Source organism: Ensifer sp. 4252, from assembly GCF_050434565.1.
Taxonomy (GTDB): Bacteria; Pseudomonadota; Alphaproteobacteria; order Rhizobiales; family Rhizobiaceae; genus Ensifer.
This window is the reverse complement of the sequence record NZ_JBNDIU010000002.1, coordinates 297,174-314,258: the sequence shown is the minus strand read 5'-3', so window position 1 is coordinate 314,258 and position 17,085 is coordinate 297,174. Positions and strand designations below refer to the sequence as shown.

At 62.8% G+C, this 17,085-nt stretch carries 7 protein-coding genes; 3 read left to right on the top strand and 4 right to left on the bottom strand.

Going from position 1 to position 17,085, the window contains the following annotated elements; translation table 11 throughout:
* Positions 1 to 9 precede the first annotated feature (9 nt).
* On the bottom strand, positions 10 to 1,431 hold the full coding sequence (locus ABIE33_RS08405) for an FAD-binding oxidoreductase (RefSeq protein WP_429123805.1): 1,422 nt from the start codon (positions 1,429 to 1,431) through the stop codon (positions 10 to 12).
* A gap of 10 nt (positions 1,432 to 1,441) precedes the next feature.
* On the bottom strand, positions 1,442 to 2,842 hold the full coding sequence (gene hglS, locus ABIE33_RS08400) for a 2-oxoadipate dioxygenase/decarboxylase HglS (RefSeq protein ID WP_429123803.1): 1,401 nt from the start codon (positions 2,840 to 2,842) through the stop codon (positions 1,442 to 1,444).
* A 113-nt stretch (positions 2,843 to 2,955) separates the two neighbouring features.
* On the opposite strand from hglS, the gene ABIE33_RS08395 reads away from it, so the two are divergent.
* The 3 genes from ABIE33_RS08395 (at position 2,956) to ABIE33_RS08385 (ending at position 14,201) form a co-directional block, all read left to right on the top strand.
* On the top strand, positions 2,956 to 3,849 hold the full coding sequence (locus tag ABIE33_RS08395; RefSeq protein ID WP_429123801.1) for a LysR family transcriptional regulator: 894 nt from the start codon (positions 2,956 to 2,958) through the stop codon (positions 3,847 to 3,849).
* A gap of 370 nt (positions 3,850 to 4,219) precedes the next feature.
* Positions 4,220 to 12,832 (top strand): cyclic beta-(1,2)-glucan synthase, encoded by an 8,613-nt coding sequence (ndvB, locus tag ABIE33_RS08390; protein WP_429123799.1) that lies wholly within the window; start codon positions 4,220 to 4,222, stop codon positions 12,830 to 12,832.
* A gap of 211 nt (positions 12,833 to 13,043) precedes the next feature.
* A complete protein-coding gene (locus tag ABIE33_RS08385) occupies positions 13,044 to 14,201 on the top strand; it encodes an OpgC family protein (protein WP_429123797.1) in 1,158 nt (385 codons plus the stop codon).
* 291 nt (positions 14,202 to 14,492) lie between these two features.
* On the opposite strand, the gene ABIE33_RS08380 is transcribed toward ABIE33_RS08385, so the two are convergent.
* Together ABIE33_RS08380 and ABIE33_RS08375 are read right to left on the bottom strand one after the other, a co-directional pair.
* Positions 14,493 to 14,819 carry a hypothetical protein gene (locus tag ABIE33_RS08380; RefSeq protein ID WP_429123796.1) on the bottom strand — a complete coding sequence of 109 codons (327 nt, stop codon included), beginning with the start codon at positions 14,817 to 14,819 and terminating at the stop codon, positions 14,493 to 14,495.
* A gap of 168 nt (positions 14,820 to 14,987) precedes the next feature.
* Complete coding sequence (locus ABIE33_RS08375) at positions 14,988 to 16,745, bottom strand: glucan ABC transporter ATP-binding protein/ permease (protein WP_429123794.1); 1,758 nt, start codon at positions 16,743 to 16,745, stop codon at positions 14,988 to 14,990.
* Between the last annotated feature and the right edge of the window lie 340 nt (positions 16,746 to 17,085).

Sequence of the window (17,085 nt, the reverse complement as noted above, 5' to 3'; positions counted from 1 at the left end):
TGCCCTGGTCTATCCGAAGCGCACGCTGCCGAGTTTCCCCGGCGAGGTGAGCGTCTTCAGGCCCGCGGCCATGTCCTTGAGTTTGTCGGTTGTATAAAGGTCGTAATAGGCCTGGTTGCGGCGGCCAATCGCATGTTCCGCGCTGAAACTGCCGTGATACTCCTCGACGGCCACGGCGAAAACCCATTCTCTCAAACGCTGCTCGAATGTCGGCTCGCTGAGAAGCGGGCTATTCTTCGCCACCACGAGATTGAAGTGCACTCCACCATCGCCGATATGGCCGAAGTCGCAGACGGTGACACCGGGAAACCTGTTCGGCATTTCGGCCTTCATATGGTCGCAGAAGGCCATGATGTCACCCCGGCGGAAGGAAACGTCGAAGGCGATCAGCTTGCCCAGGTGCTTCACGCCCTCCGAAAGCGCGTGGCGCAGCGCCCATATTTCATGCGGCGGACCGACGAAGGCGTCGGCAAGCGGTGCCGTCTCCATCTCCCAGATCTCGGCCAGCACCGTTTCGAGCACGGCGTCGAGCGATTGTTCGCCGTCGCGTGGGGCCCAGGTGCGGCTGATCTCGGCGAGGATGACGTAATCCGGCACATGTCCACCCTGGAAAGGGTTCTTTAGCGACGGCACATGCGCGAATGCCGCCTTGACGGCGTTGCTCGACATGCCCTCGAAGGCCGATAGATAGGCTCCGAGCCGCTCTTCCATGGCGCGCAGCAGCGGCATCACATGGGCGCCGCTTGCCGGCACCAGCAGTGCGGTCGCCGTCTGCTGCGGCAGGCGCTCCAGGTTGAGCACGCATTCGGTGACGATACCGAAGGCGCCGGATGTACCAACGAAGACCTGCTTCCAGTCGACGCCGGTGTTGTTCTTGCGCAGGTCGCATTGAAGATCGAGCACGGTACCGTCTTCATCAGCGAGAACCACTGTGAGGCCCAGCGTGTTGCGGCGAACGTCGCCGTATTTCAGGAAGCGCGAGCCGCCGGTGTTGGTGGCGATCATGCCGCCGATCCGCGGATCGGCGCCGAGGTCGATCGGGAAAAACAGGCCGTGTTCCTCCAGCCGGCGGTTGAGATCGGAAAGCCGGAGCCCGGCATCGACGTGCACCGAGCGGTTGTCGAGATCGAGCTCGAAGGCTTTCGTCAGGCGGTCAAGGCTGAGGATCGCCTCGTCGCCGGATGTGTCCGGAGTCGAACCGGAGACAAGCCCCGTATTGCCCGATTGCGGGATCAAGGCGATGCCATGGCGCACGCAATAGGCAACGGTTGCCGAGGTTTCCGCTGTCGTTGCCGGCCGCAGAACGACCGAAGCCCGGCCGCGATCGTAGCGGGCGCCGGTCTCGTAGGCTTGCCTGTCTTCAGCGCGCGTGACCACACCCTTGTCGCCAAGGATGCCGGTCAGCGCGTCGATGTGTACCTGTTCGATCATCGTGAACGTATCATTCCGCAGCGATGGCTGCGGTCAAGGCCCGCAGGCAGCTTTCGATCGATGCCTGTTCGATGCCGGCATAGTGATCGAACTCGTTGAGCACGGTGGCGCCGAGATCGATCTCGAAGCGCTTCTGGTTCGGGCTTGCAACAAAATCCTGCTGCGCCCCATCGCCGAGATTGGACTGGAAGATGCCTGCGGCACTGACCGGCAGGAAGTCTTCGTAAACGATGGCGTCGAACTGCACGAGGCCGTCGGCAATCAGCGTGTCGAGATCGCGGCGGGCGGAAATCCTGGTCTTCAGGCCCTTCTCGGTCAGCGAATAGCTGAAATAGCCGAGGCCGGCTTCGCGCATGCCTGCCCAGGTGTCGGGGAAGCTTTCGAAGGCCTTGGCAAGGGCTGCTTCGTATTCGCGGGCGTTGGAGCCGTCAGCCGCCGGGCGCACGATCTTGCGCGATGCTTCCAGAAGCTCGTCGTAGAGCGCGCGGCCCTTGGGGGTGAGCGCAATGCCGCGCTGCTCGATCTCGCCGAAGCGGGCGGTGTGCGAGCCGGCCTTCCAGTCACCATCGCCGTCGCGGAAGGAGACCGCCTCTTCCAGCGCCTTGAACGAGGTCTGGCGAAGCAAAATCGGGCATTTGCGGGTCGGAGGTCCTTCGACGACGGCCTTCGGCGCGATGCCGTATTCCGGCATCAGGGTCTGAACCTGGTCGATATCGAGCGTGCGCGGCGTCAGATGGTTGATATGCGGGCCCTTGAACGACACGACGTCGGCGATCAGCCGGTGAGCGTCATGCAGGCGCTTGTACATGTCGGCGCTGACATTGGCCTTGTCGTGCCAGCGGAAGGTCTCCAGCACTTCTGAGACGAAACGCTCGGCGTCGGACTTGTCGAGGCCGCCGTCACGCTCGGCTTTTTCAGCCAGCTCGACAGCGACAGGCGTAAAGATCCGGCGCTCGGCAAGGATGACGTCCGATTCAGCGCGCAGGCTCTCGTCGGCGATCAGGTCCAGACGGAGAAGCGAGGTGAAGACGCGGAAGGGATTGCGCTTCAGAGCGGTTTCGCCAACGGGGCGGAAGGCGGTCGAGTGCACCGGCACGCCGGCCGTCGAAAGATCGTAGTAGCCAACCGGGTACATGCCCATGACCGCAAAGACTCGGCGCATCATCGAAAGTTCGGCAGGCGTGCCGAGACGGATCGCGCCGTGGCGCTCCTCGGAAATGCGATCGAGCGAATCCGTCGCATCGAGACGCTCTTTCAGCGCCGGGTCGGCACTGAGCGTATCGTCGTTGACCTTGGCGACCAGCTCCATCAGCGTGCCGTAGGCCGGCACTTCCTCGCGGTACATGACCGACATGGCTGCGGAAAAGGCCGAACGGATATCATCGGCGGATACGAAACTATTCTCTTTCACTGTGGCTCGCCTCGCGCTATGGGTGAAGGACAAGGTCATTCTCATTTCGGATCATATTCGAAGGAAGCGGCCATTGATCGCGCTGCTTGTGACTATGTTGATGCGAGGCTGGAATGAAGTTAAGCCGCAGACTGGTTCCTGACGTTACGACGCTGCAGGCTTTCGAATGCGCGGCGCGGCACGGCAGCTTCACGCAGGCAGCCGCAGAACTCAATCTGACCCAGAGTGCCGTCAGCCGTCAGATCAAGGATCTGGAAAACCAGCTCGGCGTGCTTTTGTTCGAGCGGGTGCGCCAGCGGGTCATTCTCTCCGAGGCCGGGCAGAAGTTCCTGCCGGAGGTTCGCCGCCTGCTCAACCAGACCGAAGAGCTGATGGTTCGGGCTATGGCCTCGGCACGCGCCGACTCGACGCTGTCGATCGCGTCGTTGCCGACCTTCGGCAGTCGCTGGCTGGTGCCGCGCCTGCCCGATTTTCTGCGCCAGCACCCGGATACGGTGGTCAACATCGCATCGCGGTCGGCACCCTTCGATTTCGACGAGCAGAATTTCGATATCGCCATTCACTATGGCCAGCCGGTGTGGGCGCATGCGACCTGCAGCTATCTCTGCAGCGAGATCATCGTGCCGGCGGCAAGCCCGACCCTGCTTGCGGCCAATCCGGTTTCGACCCTGGAGGATATTGTCGGCGGGCCGCTGCTGCATCTGGCGACGCGGCCCAAGCTCTGGGCGCAATGGTTCGAGGCGAACGGCATGGATGGCCGGGGTGCTTATCGCGGCAACCGCTTCGATCAGTTCTCGATGGTGATCGAGGCGGCGACGGCTGGTCTCGGTTTCGCCTTGCTGCCCCGCTATCTGATCGAGCAGGAGCTGGCTGCGGGAACATTGCGCATCATTCTCGACCGGCCGATGCAGACGGAGAACAGTTATTATCTCGCGGTTCCGGAAGGTAAACTCGAAAACCCGATCAGTCTCGCCTTCCGCGAATGGATCACCGAACAGGTCGGGTAGGTTTCCCATCCTCGAACATGTTTCGACCGATGGCCGGAACCTTCCTAACGCCGTCGGCGTTTCGCGACGGACTGCTACCCAGAGATGCGCCGGGAAAGGGCAAAATTGATACATAGATTTGAGGCTGCCATAGGCGCGCGCGGACTATTCCGTTTTCGCCCGATGAGAGTGTGCGCAATTCGTCCGAACTTGTACGGTCGATCCTTGCAAGCTGTTGGCACCACGGCTAAAAAATGCCACTTTCATGCATCACGCGGCCTTGAAAACCAATGCGCCGCCGGCTTTGCTTTCTCTTATGCCCAGTTCAAGGGCGGTGCCAGTTTCCGCCAGCTTCCGGTTTGCCGGAAAATGACGGCGGATGGGAGGACACATGACCGTGTCTAGCAACGCGCCGGCCAAGCCTGGAACCTCAGGACCGCAGCCAACCCGGAACAACGAGAGCCGGGCCGATCAACCCCGGTTGGATTCAGAACCAGCACCCATGCCCCTTCATAGCACGCCGACCTCCTCTTCTCGCGAACCGGAAGCGAAACAGATCGATTACAACGATTCGATCCGTTCGACCTTTTTCTCGATGGAGGATCTGCGGCAAAGCGGCGAGACCCTTGCGCTCAAGGGCGCACCGTCCCTGCCGGGCTTTTTCCCGTTCGAGTTTCGTCCGCGCCATCGCGAGAATGAAAACGAAATCCTGAGGGTGTATCGGGTGACGGCGGCCGACGTCGAAGCGGGGGCGTCGATTACGCCGGCCGCAGAATGGCTGCTCGACAACCACCACGTGGTCGAGGAAGCAATCCAGGAAGTCCGCCGCGACTTCCCGCGCAAGTTCTATCGCCAGCTGCCGACGCTGTCCGTCTCCGGGACCGTCATTCCGCGCACGATGGCGCTCGCCTGGCTCTATGTCGCCCATACGCACAGCACGGTCTCGCGGGAAAGCATCACCGCGATGGTCGAGGGCTTCCAGAAGCACGACACCTTCAAGATCGGCGAATTGTGGGCTCTGCCTTCGATCCTGCGCTTCGTTCTCATCGAGAATCTGCGGCGCATCGCCATCCGCGTCGAGCGTTCGCGCGGCATGCGGCGCAAGGCGAACGACCTCGCCGACCAGATCATCCGTCACAATGATCCGGAGAAGAGCCGGGCGCTGCTTGCGGAATCCGAGGCGCTTGCGGCTGACAACACCTTCGTTGCCCAACTGCTCTACCGCATGCGCGATGGCTCGCAGACTTCAGGTTCGGTGATCGCCTGGATCGAGGAACAGCTCGAAAAACGCGGCAGCGACGTCGAGGATGCGCTGGTTGCAGAACAGAACCGCCTGTCGTCGGGCAATGCGACGATGAGCAACATCATCCGCAGCCTGCGCGAGATCGACGATACCGACTGGGCCGTCTGGTTCGAAAGCGTCAGCAAGATCGATGCGGCGCTGCGCGATGGCTCCGATTACGCCGCGCTTGAATTCGGCTCGCGCAACAAATACCGCGATACGATCGAAAAGCTGGCGCGCCGCTCCGGCCACAGCGAATACGAAGTCACCCAGATCGCCATCGAAATGGTGAAGGAAGCGGAAGCGGCGGCTGCCGTCGAGCCGCAGCTTCACGAACCGAACGTCGGCTCCTTCCTTGTCGGCAAGCAGCGCAAGGCACTCGAGCAGAAGATCGGCTACCGTCCGTCGGTGCTGCAGAGCATCATCCGCCTCAGCCGCAAGCTCGACTGGTTTGCGATCGCCGGACCGAATATTCTCCTGACCATCCTGGCGATGATCGCCGTCTATGCCTTTGTCAGCCCGATGGATATTCCGAACGGCGCGAAGCTGATCATGCTTCTGCTGTTCGCGCTGCCGGCGTCCGAAGGCGCCATGGGTCTGTTCAACACCCTCGTCACGCTGTTCGTCAAACCGTCGCGTCTGGTCGGCTACGAGTTCCTGGACGGCGTTCCGGAATATGCCCGCACGCTCGTCGTCGTGCCCTGCCTGATCTCCAAGCGCGACCATGTCGATGAGCTCGTGCGCAATCTCGAAGTTCACTACCTCGCCAATCCGCGCGGCGAGATCTATTTCGCGCTGCTCAGCGACTGGATTGACAGCAAGTCTGAGGAAACCCCGGCCGATACCGACGTTCTCGATTATGCCCGGCGCGAGGTTGCCGAGCTTTCGGCGCGTTATGCCTATGACGGCAGGACGCGCTTCTTCCTCCTGCACCGCCGCCGCCTCTTCAACGAGGCGGAAGGCGTGTGGATGGGTTGGGAGCGCAAGCGCGGCAAGCTGCATGAGTTGAACATGCTGCTGCGCGGCGATCGCGACACCTCGTTCCTCCAGGGCGCCAACACCGTGCCGGAGAACGTCCAGTATGTTATGACGCTCGACGCCGATACGCGCCTGATGCGCGACGCGGTGACGAAGCTCGTCGGCAAGATGTACCACCCGATCAACCGTCCGATCGTCGACCCGGAAACGCAGAAGGTGATTGCCGGCTACAGCCTGTTGCAGCCGCGCGTGACGCCGTCGCTGACCACCGGAAGCGAAGCCTCGGCGTTCCAGCGCATCTTCTCGGCCAACCGCGGCATCGACCCCTACGTCTTCACCGTTTCCGACGTCTATCAGGACATCGCCGGCGAAGGCAGCTTCACCGGCAAGGGCCTCTATCACGTCGACGCCTTCGAGGCGGCCCTCAAGGGCCGGATCGAGGAAAATGCCGTTCTCAGCCACGACCTGCTCGAAGGCTCCTATGTGCGTTGCGCGCTGGTGACGGACGTCGAGCTGGTCGAGGATTTCCCGACCCGCTACGAGGTCGAGATGTCGCGCCAGCATCGCTGGGCCCGCGGCGACTGGCAGCTGTTGCCCTATATCTTCAACCCGTCGAACGGCTTGTCGATGCTCGGCCGGTGGAAGATGTACGACAACCTGCGCCGCTCGCTGATCCCCTGCGCCTGGCTCGTCGCCTCCGTCATGGGCTGGTACTACATGCAGCCGACCGAAGCGCTGATCTGGCAGATCGTGCTGATCTTCAGCTTGTTCGTCGCTCCGACGCTGTCGCTGATCAACGGGCTCCTGCCGCGCCGCAACGACATCGTCGCGCGTGCCCACCTTCATGCGGTGCTGACCGAAGTTCGCGCCGCCAATGCCCAGGTTGCGCTGCGCATCGTCTTCATCGCCCATGGCGCGGCGATGATGGGCGACGCGATCGTGCGCTCGCTCTACCGTACCTTCGTCAGCCGCAAGCTGATGCTGGAATGGCGCACCGCCGCCCAGGTGCAAAGTGCCGGCCATGGAAGCATCGGCGACTATTACCGCGCAATGTGGATCGCGCCGGCGCTGTCAGCGCTGTCGCTGGCGCTTGCGGCGATTTCCGATACCGGCCTGCCCTTCATCGGCATTCCCTTTGCCCTGCTCTGGGCGCTTTCTCCCGCTGTCGCGTGGTTCGTCAGCCAATCGGCCGAAACCGAGGACCAGCTTGTCGTTTCCGACGAGGCGATCGAGGAAATGCGCCTGATCGCGCGGCGCACCTGGCGGTATTTCGAGACCTTCGTGACCGCCGAGCAGAACTTCCTGCCGCCCGACAATTTTCAGGAAACGCCGCAGCCGATTTTGGCTGAGCGCACCTCGCCGACCAATATCGGCGTCTACCTGCTCTCGGTGATGTCGGCACGCGACTTCGGCTGGATCGGCTTCGAAGAAACGATCAACCGCCTGGAGCAGACGATCGTCACCATCGACCGGATGCCGAAATATCGCGGCCATCTGTTCAACTGGTATCGCACCAACACGCTGGAAACGATGGAGCCGCGCTACATCTCGTCGGTCGACAGCGGCAACCTTGCCGGCCACCTGATCGCCGTGTCGTCCATGTGCCGGGAATGGGCGGAAGCGCCGTCGGCGCATGTCCAGGGCAGTCTCGATGGCATTGGCGACGTGGTCGCCATCCTCGCCGAGGTGCTGAAGGATCTGCCTGACGACCGCAAGACCGTTCGCCCGCTGCGCCGCCTGATCGAGGAACGTATCGTCGGCTTCCAGAATGCTCTGGCTGCCGTCAAGCGCGAGCATGAATTCGCGTCGATCCGCGTGATCAACCTCGCCGTTTTGGCGCGCGACATGCACAAGCTGACCGTGAACCTCGATCATGAGGTGCGCACGGGCCAGAGCAACGAAGTGACGAAGTGGGCGAACTCGCTCGTCGCCACCTGCGAAGCGCATATTGCCGACGGCGTGTTCGATCTCGGCGCCATCGAAGCGCTGCGCCAGCGGCTGGTGGTTCTGAAGGATCGCGCCCGCGACATCGCCTTCTCGATGGATTTCGGCTTCCTGTTCCGGCCGGAGCGGCGTCTGCTGTCGATCGGCTTCCGCGTCAATGCCAACGAGCTCGACGAGGCCTGCTACGATCTTCTGGCGTCTGAAGCCCGTCTGACAAGCCTGTTCGCCATCGCCAAGGGCGATCTGCCGACCGAGCACTGGTACAAGCTCGGCCGCCCGATCGTGCCGATCGGCGCGCGTGGCGCGCTGATCTCCTGGTCCGGTTCGATGTTCGAATATCTGATGCCGCCGCTGGTCATGCAGGAGCGGCAAGGCGGCATCCTCAACCAGACCAACAATCTGGTGGTCAAGGAACAGATCAATCACGGCCGCCGTCTCGGCACGCCGTGGGGTATCTCCGAAGCGGCCTTCAATGCGCGCGACCATGAACTGACCTATCAGTACACCAACTTTGGTGTGCCGACGCTTGGCCTCAAGCGCGGTCTTGGGCAGAACGCCGTCATTGCGCCCTACGCCTCCATTCTCGCCTGCATGTATGATCCGAAGGCGGCGCTCGCCAATCTCGGTCGCCTGCGTGAGGTCGGCGCGCTCGGCGTCTACGGCTTCCACGATGCGGTCGACTTCACGCCGACGCGCGTGCCCGAGGGGCAGAAATGCGCGGTCGTGCGCAACTACTATGCCCACCACCATGGTATGTCGATCGCGGCAGTTGCCAACGTCGTCTTCACCGGCAGGCTGCGCGAATGGTTCCACGCCGATCCGGTGATAGAGGCGGCCGAACTGTTGCTGCAGGAAAAGGCGCCGCGCGACATTCCGATCATGAACGCCAAGCGCGAGCCGGAATCGCTCGGCAAGGGCCAGGACGACCTGTTGCGTCCGGAAGTCCGGATCATCGAAAACCCGCTCGCCCAGGACCGCGAAACCGTGTTCCTGTCCAACGGCCATTATGCCGTCATGCTGACGGCAACCGGTGCCGGTTACGCTCGCTGGAACGGCCAGTCGGTCACCCGCTGGAAGCCGGACCCGGTCGAAGACCGCACGGGTACGTTCATCTTCCTGCGCGACACGACCACCGGCGACTGGTGGTCGGCGACAGCCGAGCCGCGGCGTGCCGTCGGCGAAAAGCTTCTGACCCGGTTCGGCGACGACAAGGCCGAATTCGTCAAGACCGTCGGCGACCTCACCAGCGAAGTGGAGTGCATCGTTGCCACCGAGCACGATGCGGAAGGCCGCCGCGTCATCCTGCTCAACACGGGAACGCAGGACCGCTTCATCGAGGTGACGTCCTACGCCGAACCGGTGCTGTCGACCGACGAGGCCGACAGTGCGCATCCCGCCTTCTCCAAGATGTTCCTGCGCACCGAAATCAGCCGGCGCGGCGACGTCATCCATGTCAGCCGCAACAAGCGCAGTTCCGGCGACCCGGACATGGAAGTGGCGCATCTCGTCACCGACAATGCCGGTAGCGACCGTCCGACCGAGGCGGAGACCGACCGTCGCCGCTTCATCGGCCAGGGGCGCACCCTCGCCGAGGCTGCCGCCTTCGACACCGACGCCGTGCTTTCGGGAACCGATGGTTTCACCCTCGACCCGATCATGTCGCTGCGTCGCGTCGTGCGTGTTCCGGCCGGCAAGAAGGTCAGCGTCGTCTTCTGGACGATCGCTGCGCCGAACCGCGAGGCCGTCGACCGTGCCATCGACCGCTACAGGCACACGGAAACCTTCAATCACGAGCTGATCCATGCCTGGACGCGCAGCCAGGTGCAGATGCGCCATGTCGGCGTCACCTCGCAGGAGGCCGCCAGCTTCCAGATGCTCGGGCGCTACCTCGTCTACCCCGACATGCACCTGCGCGCCGATACCGCGACGGTTCAGGCGGGGCTCGCGTCGCAGTCGACGCTCTGGCCGCTGGCGATCTCGGGCGACTTCCCGATCTTCTGCCTGCGCATCAACGACGACGGCGACCTCGGCATTGCCCGTGAGGCCCTCAGAGCACAGGAGTATCTGCGCGCACGCGGCATCACCGCCGACCTGGTGATCATCAACGAACGCGCCTCGTCCTATGCCCAGGACATGCAGCACGCGCTCGATTCGATGTGCGAGAACCTGAGGCTCCGGGGCCTCTCCGACGGGCCGCGCCAGCACATCTTCTCGGTGCGCCGCGACCTGATGGAAGCGGAGACCTGGTCGACGCTTTTGTCGGCCTCCCGCGCCGTCTTCCATGCCCGTAACGGCACGATCTCCGACCAGATCGCCCGTGCCAATTCGCTCTATTCGACGCCACCGGTGAAGGGCAGCGAAAGCAAGTTCCCCTTGCTTGCCGCCCCGCAGCAGCCGGCGGACGCCGTCGATGCGGATATCGTCGGCGACGGTCTCGACTTCTGGAACGGCTACGGCGGCTTTGCCAAAGGCGGGCGCGAATACGTCGTGCGCCTGCGCGGCGGCGAGGCGACACCGCAGCCGTGGATCAACGTCATCTCCAACGAGCAGTTCGGCTTCCATGTTTCGGCCGAAGGTGCGGCCTTCACCTGGAGCCGCAACTCGCGCGATTACCAGCTGACGCCGTGGGCCAATGATGTGGTCGTCAACCGGCCGGGAGAAGCGATCTTCATCCGTGACATGGCGAACGGCTCGGTGCTGACGCCCTATGCCGCCCTGTCGCGCAGCCGTTCGGTCGTCTTCGAGACGCGCCACGGACTTGGCTACTCGACCTTCCGCAGCACCCAGGACGATCTCGATATCGAGGCAGCCCACACGGTGCACCGGACCTTGCCGGCGAAGCTCGTCCGCATTTCGATCCGCAACCGCTCCACGGCTGCCCGCCAGCTCAAGATCTACGGCTTTGCCGAATGGGTACTCGGCAACAACCGTGCCCGCATGGCGCCCTTCGTCCTGTCGAAATGGGACGAAGCCTCCGATGCGCTGGTGGCGACCAACCCCTACAGCATCGACTATGCCGGTCGGTCGGCCTTCTTTGCGGTCGAGGGCGGTGAAGGCGTGAGCCACACGGCAAGCCGTCGCGAGTTCCTCGGGCGGATCGGCGGCATTCTGGTGCCGCAGGGGGTTCTCGCCGGCGCCGAGCTCTCCGGCTCGGTCGATGTTGACGGCGATGCCTGCGCGGCGCTCGCGACCGATCTGGTGATCGAGCCCGGTGCCGAAAAGCAGCTCACCTTCATCCTCGGCGACGCCGACAACGACGAGCAGATGCGCTCGGTTCTCGGCGAGTTGCGCCAGACCGCGTTCGACACTGTCATGGATGCGGCCAAGTCCTTCTGGACCGAGTTCACCGACATCGTGAAGGTGGACACGCCGGATGCGGCCTTCAACACCATGATCAACAACTGGCTGCCCTATCAGAGCCTCGGTTGCCGGATCATGGCACGCTCGGCCTTCTACCAGGCGAGTGGCGCCTTCGGGTTCCGCGACCAGCTGCAGGATACGCTGGCGTTCCTGATCCATCGGCCGGAACTGGCACGAGCACAGATCCTCAACGCGGCTGCGCGGCAGTTCGTCGAAGGCGACGTGCAGCATTGGTGGCTGCCGGGCACCGGCGCCGGCGTGCGCACGATGATCTCGGACGATGTCGTCTGGCTCGCCCATGCCGTGACGCACTACTGCGAGGTGACCGGGTCTGCCGACATTCTCGGCGAGAAGATCGCCTTCATCACCGGCCCGGCGCTCGAGGAAGGGCAGCACGACAGCTTCTACAAGCCGGAGATCTCCGACGAGATCACCGACGTCTACGAGCATTGCGCTCGCGCACTCGATCTCGCGATCAAGCGCAGCGGCGAAAATGGCCTGCCGCTCATTCTTGGCGGCGACTGGAACGACGGCATGAACCGCGTCGGCATTGCCGGCCGCGGCACCAGCGTCTGGCTCGGCTGGTTCCTGGCGGGCACGTTGCGCGGCTTCCTGCCCTTTGCCCGCGAGCGCAAGGACAAGGCGCGCGTCGGCCATTGGGAAACGCATCTCGTCACCTTGAAAAACGTGCTCGATGAAGCCGGCTGGGATGGCGACTATTACCGTCGCGGCTATTACGACGATGGCGCGCCGCTCGGCTCGAGCGAAAGCGACGAATGCCGGATCGATTCGATCGGCCAGTCCTGGAGCGTGCTTTCGGGCGAGGGCGACGAACAGCGGTCGCAGCATGCGATGGATGCGGTCATGGCTGAACTCGTCGATCCGGATCGCCGCATCGTCCGGCTGTTCACGCCGCCGCTTGAAAGAACCAGGCAGGACCCGGGCTATATCAAGGCCTATCCGCCCGGCGTGCGTGAAAACGGCGGCCAATATACCCATGCGGCGACCTGGGTGGCGCTGGCCTTTGCCGAGCAGGGAAGGGCCGAGGAAGCCTGGCGCGTCTTCCAGATGCTCAACCCCGTGTCGCATGCCCTCAGCCGCGAAGACGCGGATCACTACCGGGTCGAGCCCTATGTGGTTGCGGCCGATATCTATGGCGAAGGAGCGCTCGCCGGACGCGGTGGCTGGACCTGGTATACCGGGTCGGCCGGCTGGCTCTACCGCGCCGGCGTCGAGGGTATTCTCGGCATCCGCCGGCAAGGCGAAAAGCTGGTCATCCGGCCGGTGCTGCCCGAGGCCTGGGACGGCTACTCGGCTGAAGTGACGCTGAACGGGACGAAGCATCGCATTTCGGTCAAGCGCGATGCGAAAAGTCGCGAACCGATCGTCAGCATCAATAATAGTGTCACAAAAAACGCGCATGAAGGCATTTTGCTGTAACTGCCGGTATTGAATGAACGTCGAAACCGGCTTTGCACCCGAACGGGCAAGGCCGGTTTTTTCTTGCAGATTTACCGGCGGCACGACCCTGACGGGCTCGTGCATCGATCGACGGCGTCGGAACATGCGCTTGCCCTTGAGGCTCGCGCATATCCGGCGCCCGTTTCAACAGGGGTGGGGCAGGGGCGCCAGATCCCGGATACTAGACCGCATGCTGCAAAACACATTTGGGGGCGGCTCGAACCCGACGATATCCGCCCGCATGGTTCCCAAGGAGCGCGACACGCGCCTCGACGTGTTGAGGGCGCTCTGCCTTCTGACGATCTTCGTCAACCATGTTCCCGGGCAATATCTCGAATATCTGACCCATAAGAACTTCGGCTTTTCGGATTCGGCCGAGGCCTTCGTCCTGATCTCCGGCCTCTCGGTCGGCCTTGCCTATGGCGGCAAGTTCGTGTCCGGCGCACGCCTGGCGCTGACGCTCAAGATCTGGCGGCGGGCGCTGGCGCTCTATGTCGCCCATATCATGACCAGTATCGTCACACTGGCGATCTTTGCCGGCGGCGCGCTCTATTTCGGCAGGCAGGACCTGATCAGCGAGATCAACATCCGCCCCTTCGTCGAGCAGACCGAGCAAGGCATCGTCGCGATGGTCCTGCTCGGGCACCAGCTCGGCTACAACAACATCCTGTCGATGTATGCCGTGCTGTTCCTGATGCTGCCCGGCATCCTCTGGCTGAACGGTATCAGCAGCCGGCTGCTGCTGACATTTTCCGCGCTGCTCTGGCTTGTGGCCGGGGTGTTCAAGCTGGTGCCCTCCAACTTCCTCGACGAGGGCTACTGGTTTCTCAATCCGTGGTCCTGGCAGTTCCTCTTTGTCATCGGCATCGTCTCGATGACTGCGATCCGCCAGGGCGCAGTCCTGCCGCGCAGGCCGCTGCTGATCGCGATCGCCGCGATCTATCTCGTCGTTTCGGCGCTGTGGGTTCTGTTCTCCTGGTGGAACATCGACCTGTCCTTCGGCCTTCCGGCGGTACTGACCGGTTTCGACAAGACCTTCCTGTCACTGACGCGGCTGACGCATGTCCTCGCGATTGCCTATCTCGTGGCGGTCATTCCCGCCGTCAATCGCCTCGCCCGGCTCGATGCCGACCACCCGCTGGCAATGGTCGGCCGCCACTCCCTGCCGATCTTCATCTTCGGCACCATCCTGGCGATGGCCGGCCAGGTGCTGCTGTTCGTGACCGGCCGGAACCCGATCGCCGGCACACTCTTCGTGATCGTCGGTATCGGCCTGCACTTCGTCTACGGCTACTATCTGGAATGGTTGAGGGGCATCGTCAGCACCAAGCCGATGCGAGCGGTGTGATCGAAACCAGACCACGGCGAGAGGTTTGGGTCACGATTGCGCTACCAATCCAAATGCCGGAGGGCCGGCCGGGCCGAAGGGAATTCGGGAGCTTGTGCGCTTCCATAAATTCAATCGCCTTGCCATTGGCGAAGGACGGTAATCCCGCCTGCCGAGCAGGGCCAAAGATAGACGGTGTAACGATCATCACCATCGAGGCTGTCTTCGCTCAGGGTGCGAAGTCCAGTCGATACGACCATGGCATCCAGAGACCCTGCAGGAACGCGAACACGTGCAGCCTGCGGAAGATAGTCAGTTAGCCCGGCTATGACGATTTCGCCCATGATCCGTTTTTTCGACGTCGACCTCCGGCATGTGTTCGCGAAGCTCCACCACAAGCGCAACATCCATGTTTCGAACGGCCAGGACGACCAGCGCGCCGCCGCCTGCAAGCAGTCGGACATTGAAGGCCTCGCCTCTCCAGCTTGATGGGAGGTCGGCGGCGCGGGACGTGTCTGCGAGATAGAACTGATGGTAATCGGCCATCACCACGCCATCGAACAAAATGGTCAATTGGGACCTTCCCCTTACAAGGATGTTGGCCGCGTCTTGCGACAGATAGAAGCGTCGGCCGATCATAGCGAGACTGCGAGACGCCCATTGCGACTGGTTGCAGCGGCTTTCAGCGTACGCTGATCACCGCGTGAATGGAGTTGCAAGTGCCAAGTCGATGTGCGCGACATGAACGAAAAAAGCCCCGGAGACGATCCGGGGCTTTTGGCATTGCATGATCTATAGGGCGTCGGCTCAGGCCGCCGTGTGGCTCATGCGGACGTCTTCGTCCGTGAGTATGCCGCTGGCGCGAAGCAGGGCGGCGAAGCGGCCGTTGCTCTGGCTGAGCTCGTTGAAGCCGCCCATCTCGACGATCCGGCCCTGATCCATGAAGATCACCAGATCGGCCTCGCGCACCGTCGACAGGCGGTGGGCGATGATGAAGGTGGTGCGGTCCTTGCGGAGCGCGTCGATCGCATCCTTCACCCGAGCCTCGGTCTCGACGTCGAGCGCGCTTGTCGCCTCGTCGAGCACCAGGATCGGTGCGTTCTTGAGGATTGCGCGGGCGATCGCAACGCGCTGGCGCTCGCCGCCCGACAAGCGGTTGCCGCGTTCGCCGACGACGGTGTCGTAGCCACTGTTGCGGCTTTCGATGAAGTCGCTGGCGGCAGCCGCTTCGGCGGCGGCCATCACTTCGTCGAGGGACGCGTCGTCACGGCCAAGCCGGATATTCTCGCAGATCGAGCGGTTCATCAGGCCAGCGTCCTGGAAGACGGTGGCGATCGAGCGGCGCAGCGACTTGCGCGTTACCTTGGCGATATCGACGCCGTCGATCAGAATCTGGCCATCACGCGGTTCGTGAACGCGCTGCAGCAGGTTGACGAGCGTGGTCTTGCCGGCGCCGGTCGGGCCGACGATCGCGATCGTCTGGCCGGCCTTGGCCGTGAAGGACACGTTGCGCACGCCCTGCGTGGTGTTGGCGAAGTCGAAGGACACGTCGCGGAATTCCACTTCGCCCTTGACCGCACCCAGGTCCATCGCGCCGGCCGGCTCTTCGCGTTCGCGCACCGAGTCTTCGAGCTGGAAGAAGTCTTCAAGCTTGGCGCGGGCTTCGAAGATCTGCGTGACGAAGGCCTTCATCTGGTCGAGACGGCCAATCAGCAGGTTGGCAAAGCCGATGAAGGCGATGACTTCGCCGACGCCAAGTTCGCCGCGCTGGACGAGCACGGTACCGATGACGAGGATCGTCATCATCGAGATGGTCGAGGCGACGCGGTTGAGCGCACTTGCCAGCGCCCACCAGTCCAGGACCGGGAACTGGGCGGAGATCAGGCGTTCGGTGAACTTCTTCAGTTCGCGCGTTTCGGCTTCGATGCGGTTGTAGCTATGAACGACCGATACGTTGCTGATGGCGTCGGAGACGTGGGAGAAAACCGTGTGGTAGTGGTTCTCGACCGAGGCCTGGCCCTCCTTGGTACGGCTCATCACTGCCTTGCTGACCAGGACATAGGAGACGCCGAGGACGACGAGCACCAGCGACAGGCGCACATCCATCGCAAAGGCGGTCGGAATGAGCAGGACGAGTGCAACGGCCGTTGCCAGGTGCTGGCGCATGAATTCGAGCCAGAGACCGAACAGCGTTTCGCAGGCGCGAAGCAGCGTATGCAGAGCGTTCGACGTGCCGCGCTGGCTGTGCCAGGAGAGCGGCATCGAAACGATGCGGCCGAAGGCTTCCGTCAGCAGCGTGGCGCGGCGGCCATGGGCCAGCCGATCCGCTTCGCGGGCGACGAGGACGAAGGCGACGGTGTTGAAGACACCCAGGCCTGCCCACATCAGCAGCATCGGCGTTACTTCGCCTTTGGAGGAAATGGCGTCTATGATGCGACCAAACAGGATCGGCTCCGCAATCGTGATGACGGCGAGCACGACGTTGGCGAGCACGATCGCCGAGACACGGAACTTGTGAACCGCAAGATACTGAAGCGCTCTTGCATACACTTGGAACAATGACACTGTCTCACCCCTTCCGGGTACCGGATTTTGCGCCGCACCAAACATTCGGGCGGCAAATGCGTCACGCCTCAACACTTCCGGCAGTCGGGCAAGAGGCCCAATTTGCCGGCCGTCAAGGCCGCTCTGGGACGGTCATTAGCGATATCTGAGCGAAATCAAGAGCTTGAGGCGGTTTCGACAGCAAAACCCCGTTTGCCCTTCGTCGGGCTTGGCGAGAGTATTCATAGTCTGCTATCTTTTCCGTCCAATTCCGATTTCTCGCGATTTTCGCACAAGACCGGGCGTGGTATGTCGAATTATCGCGGGTGCAACATGAATGGCCCCTGAACGGTTCATTCAT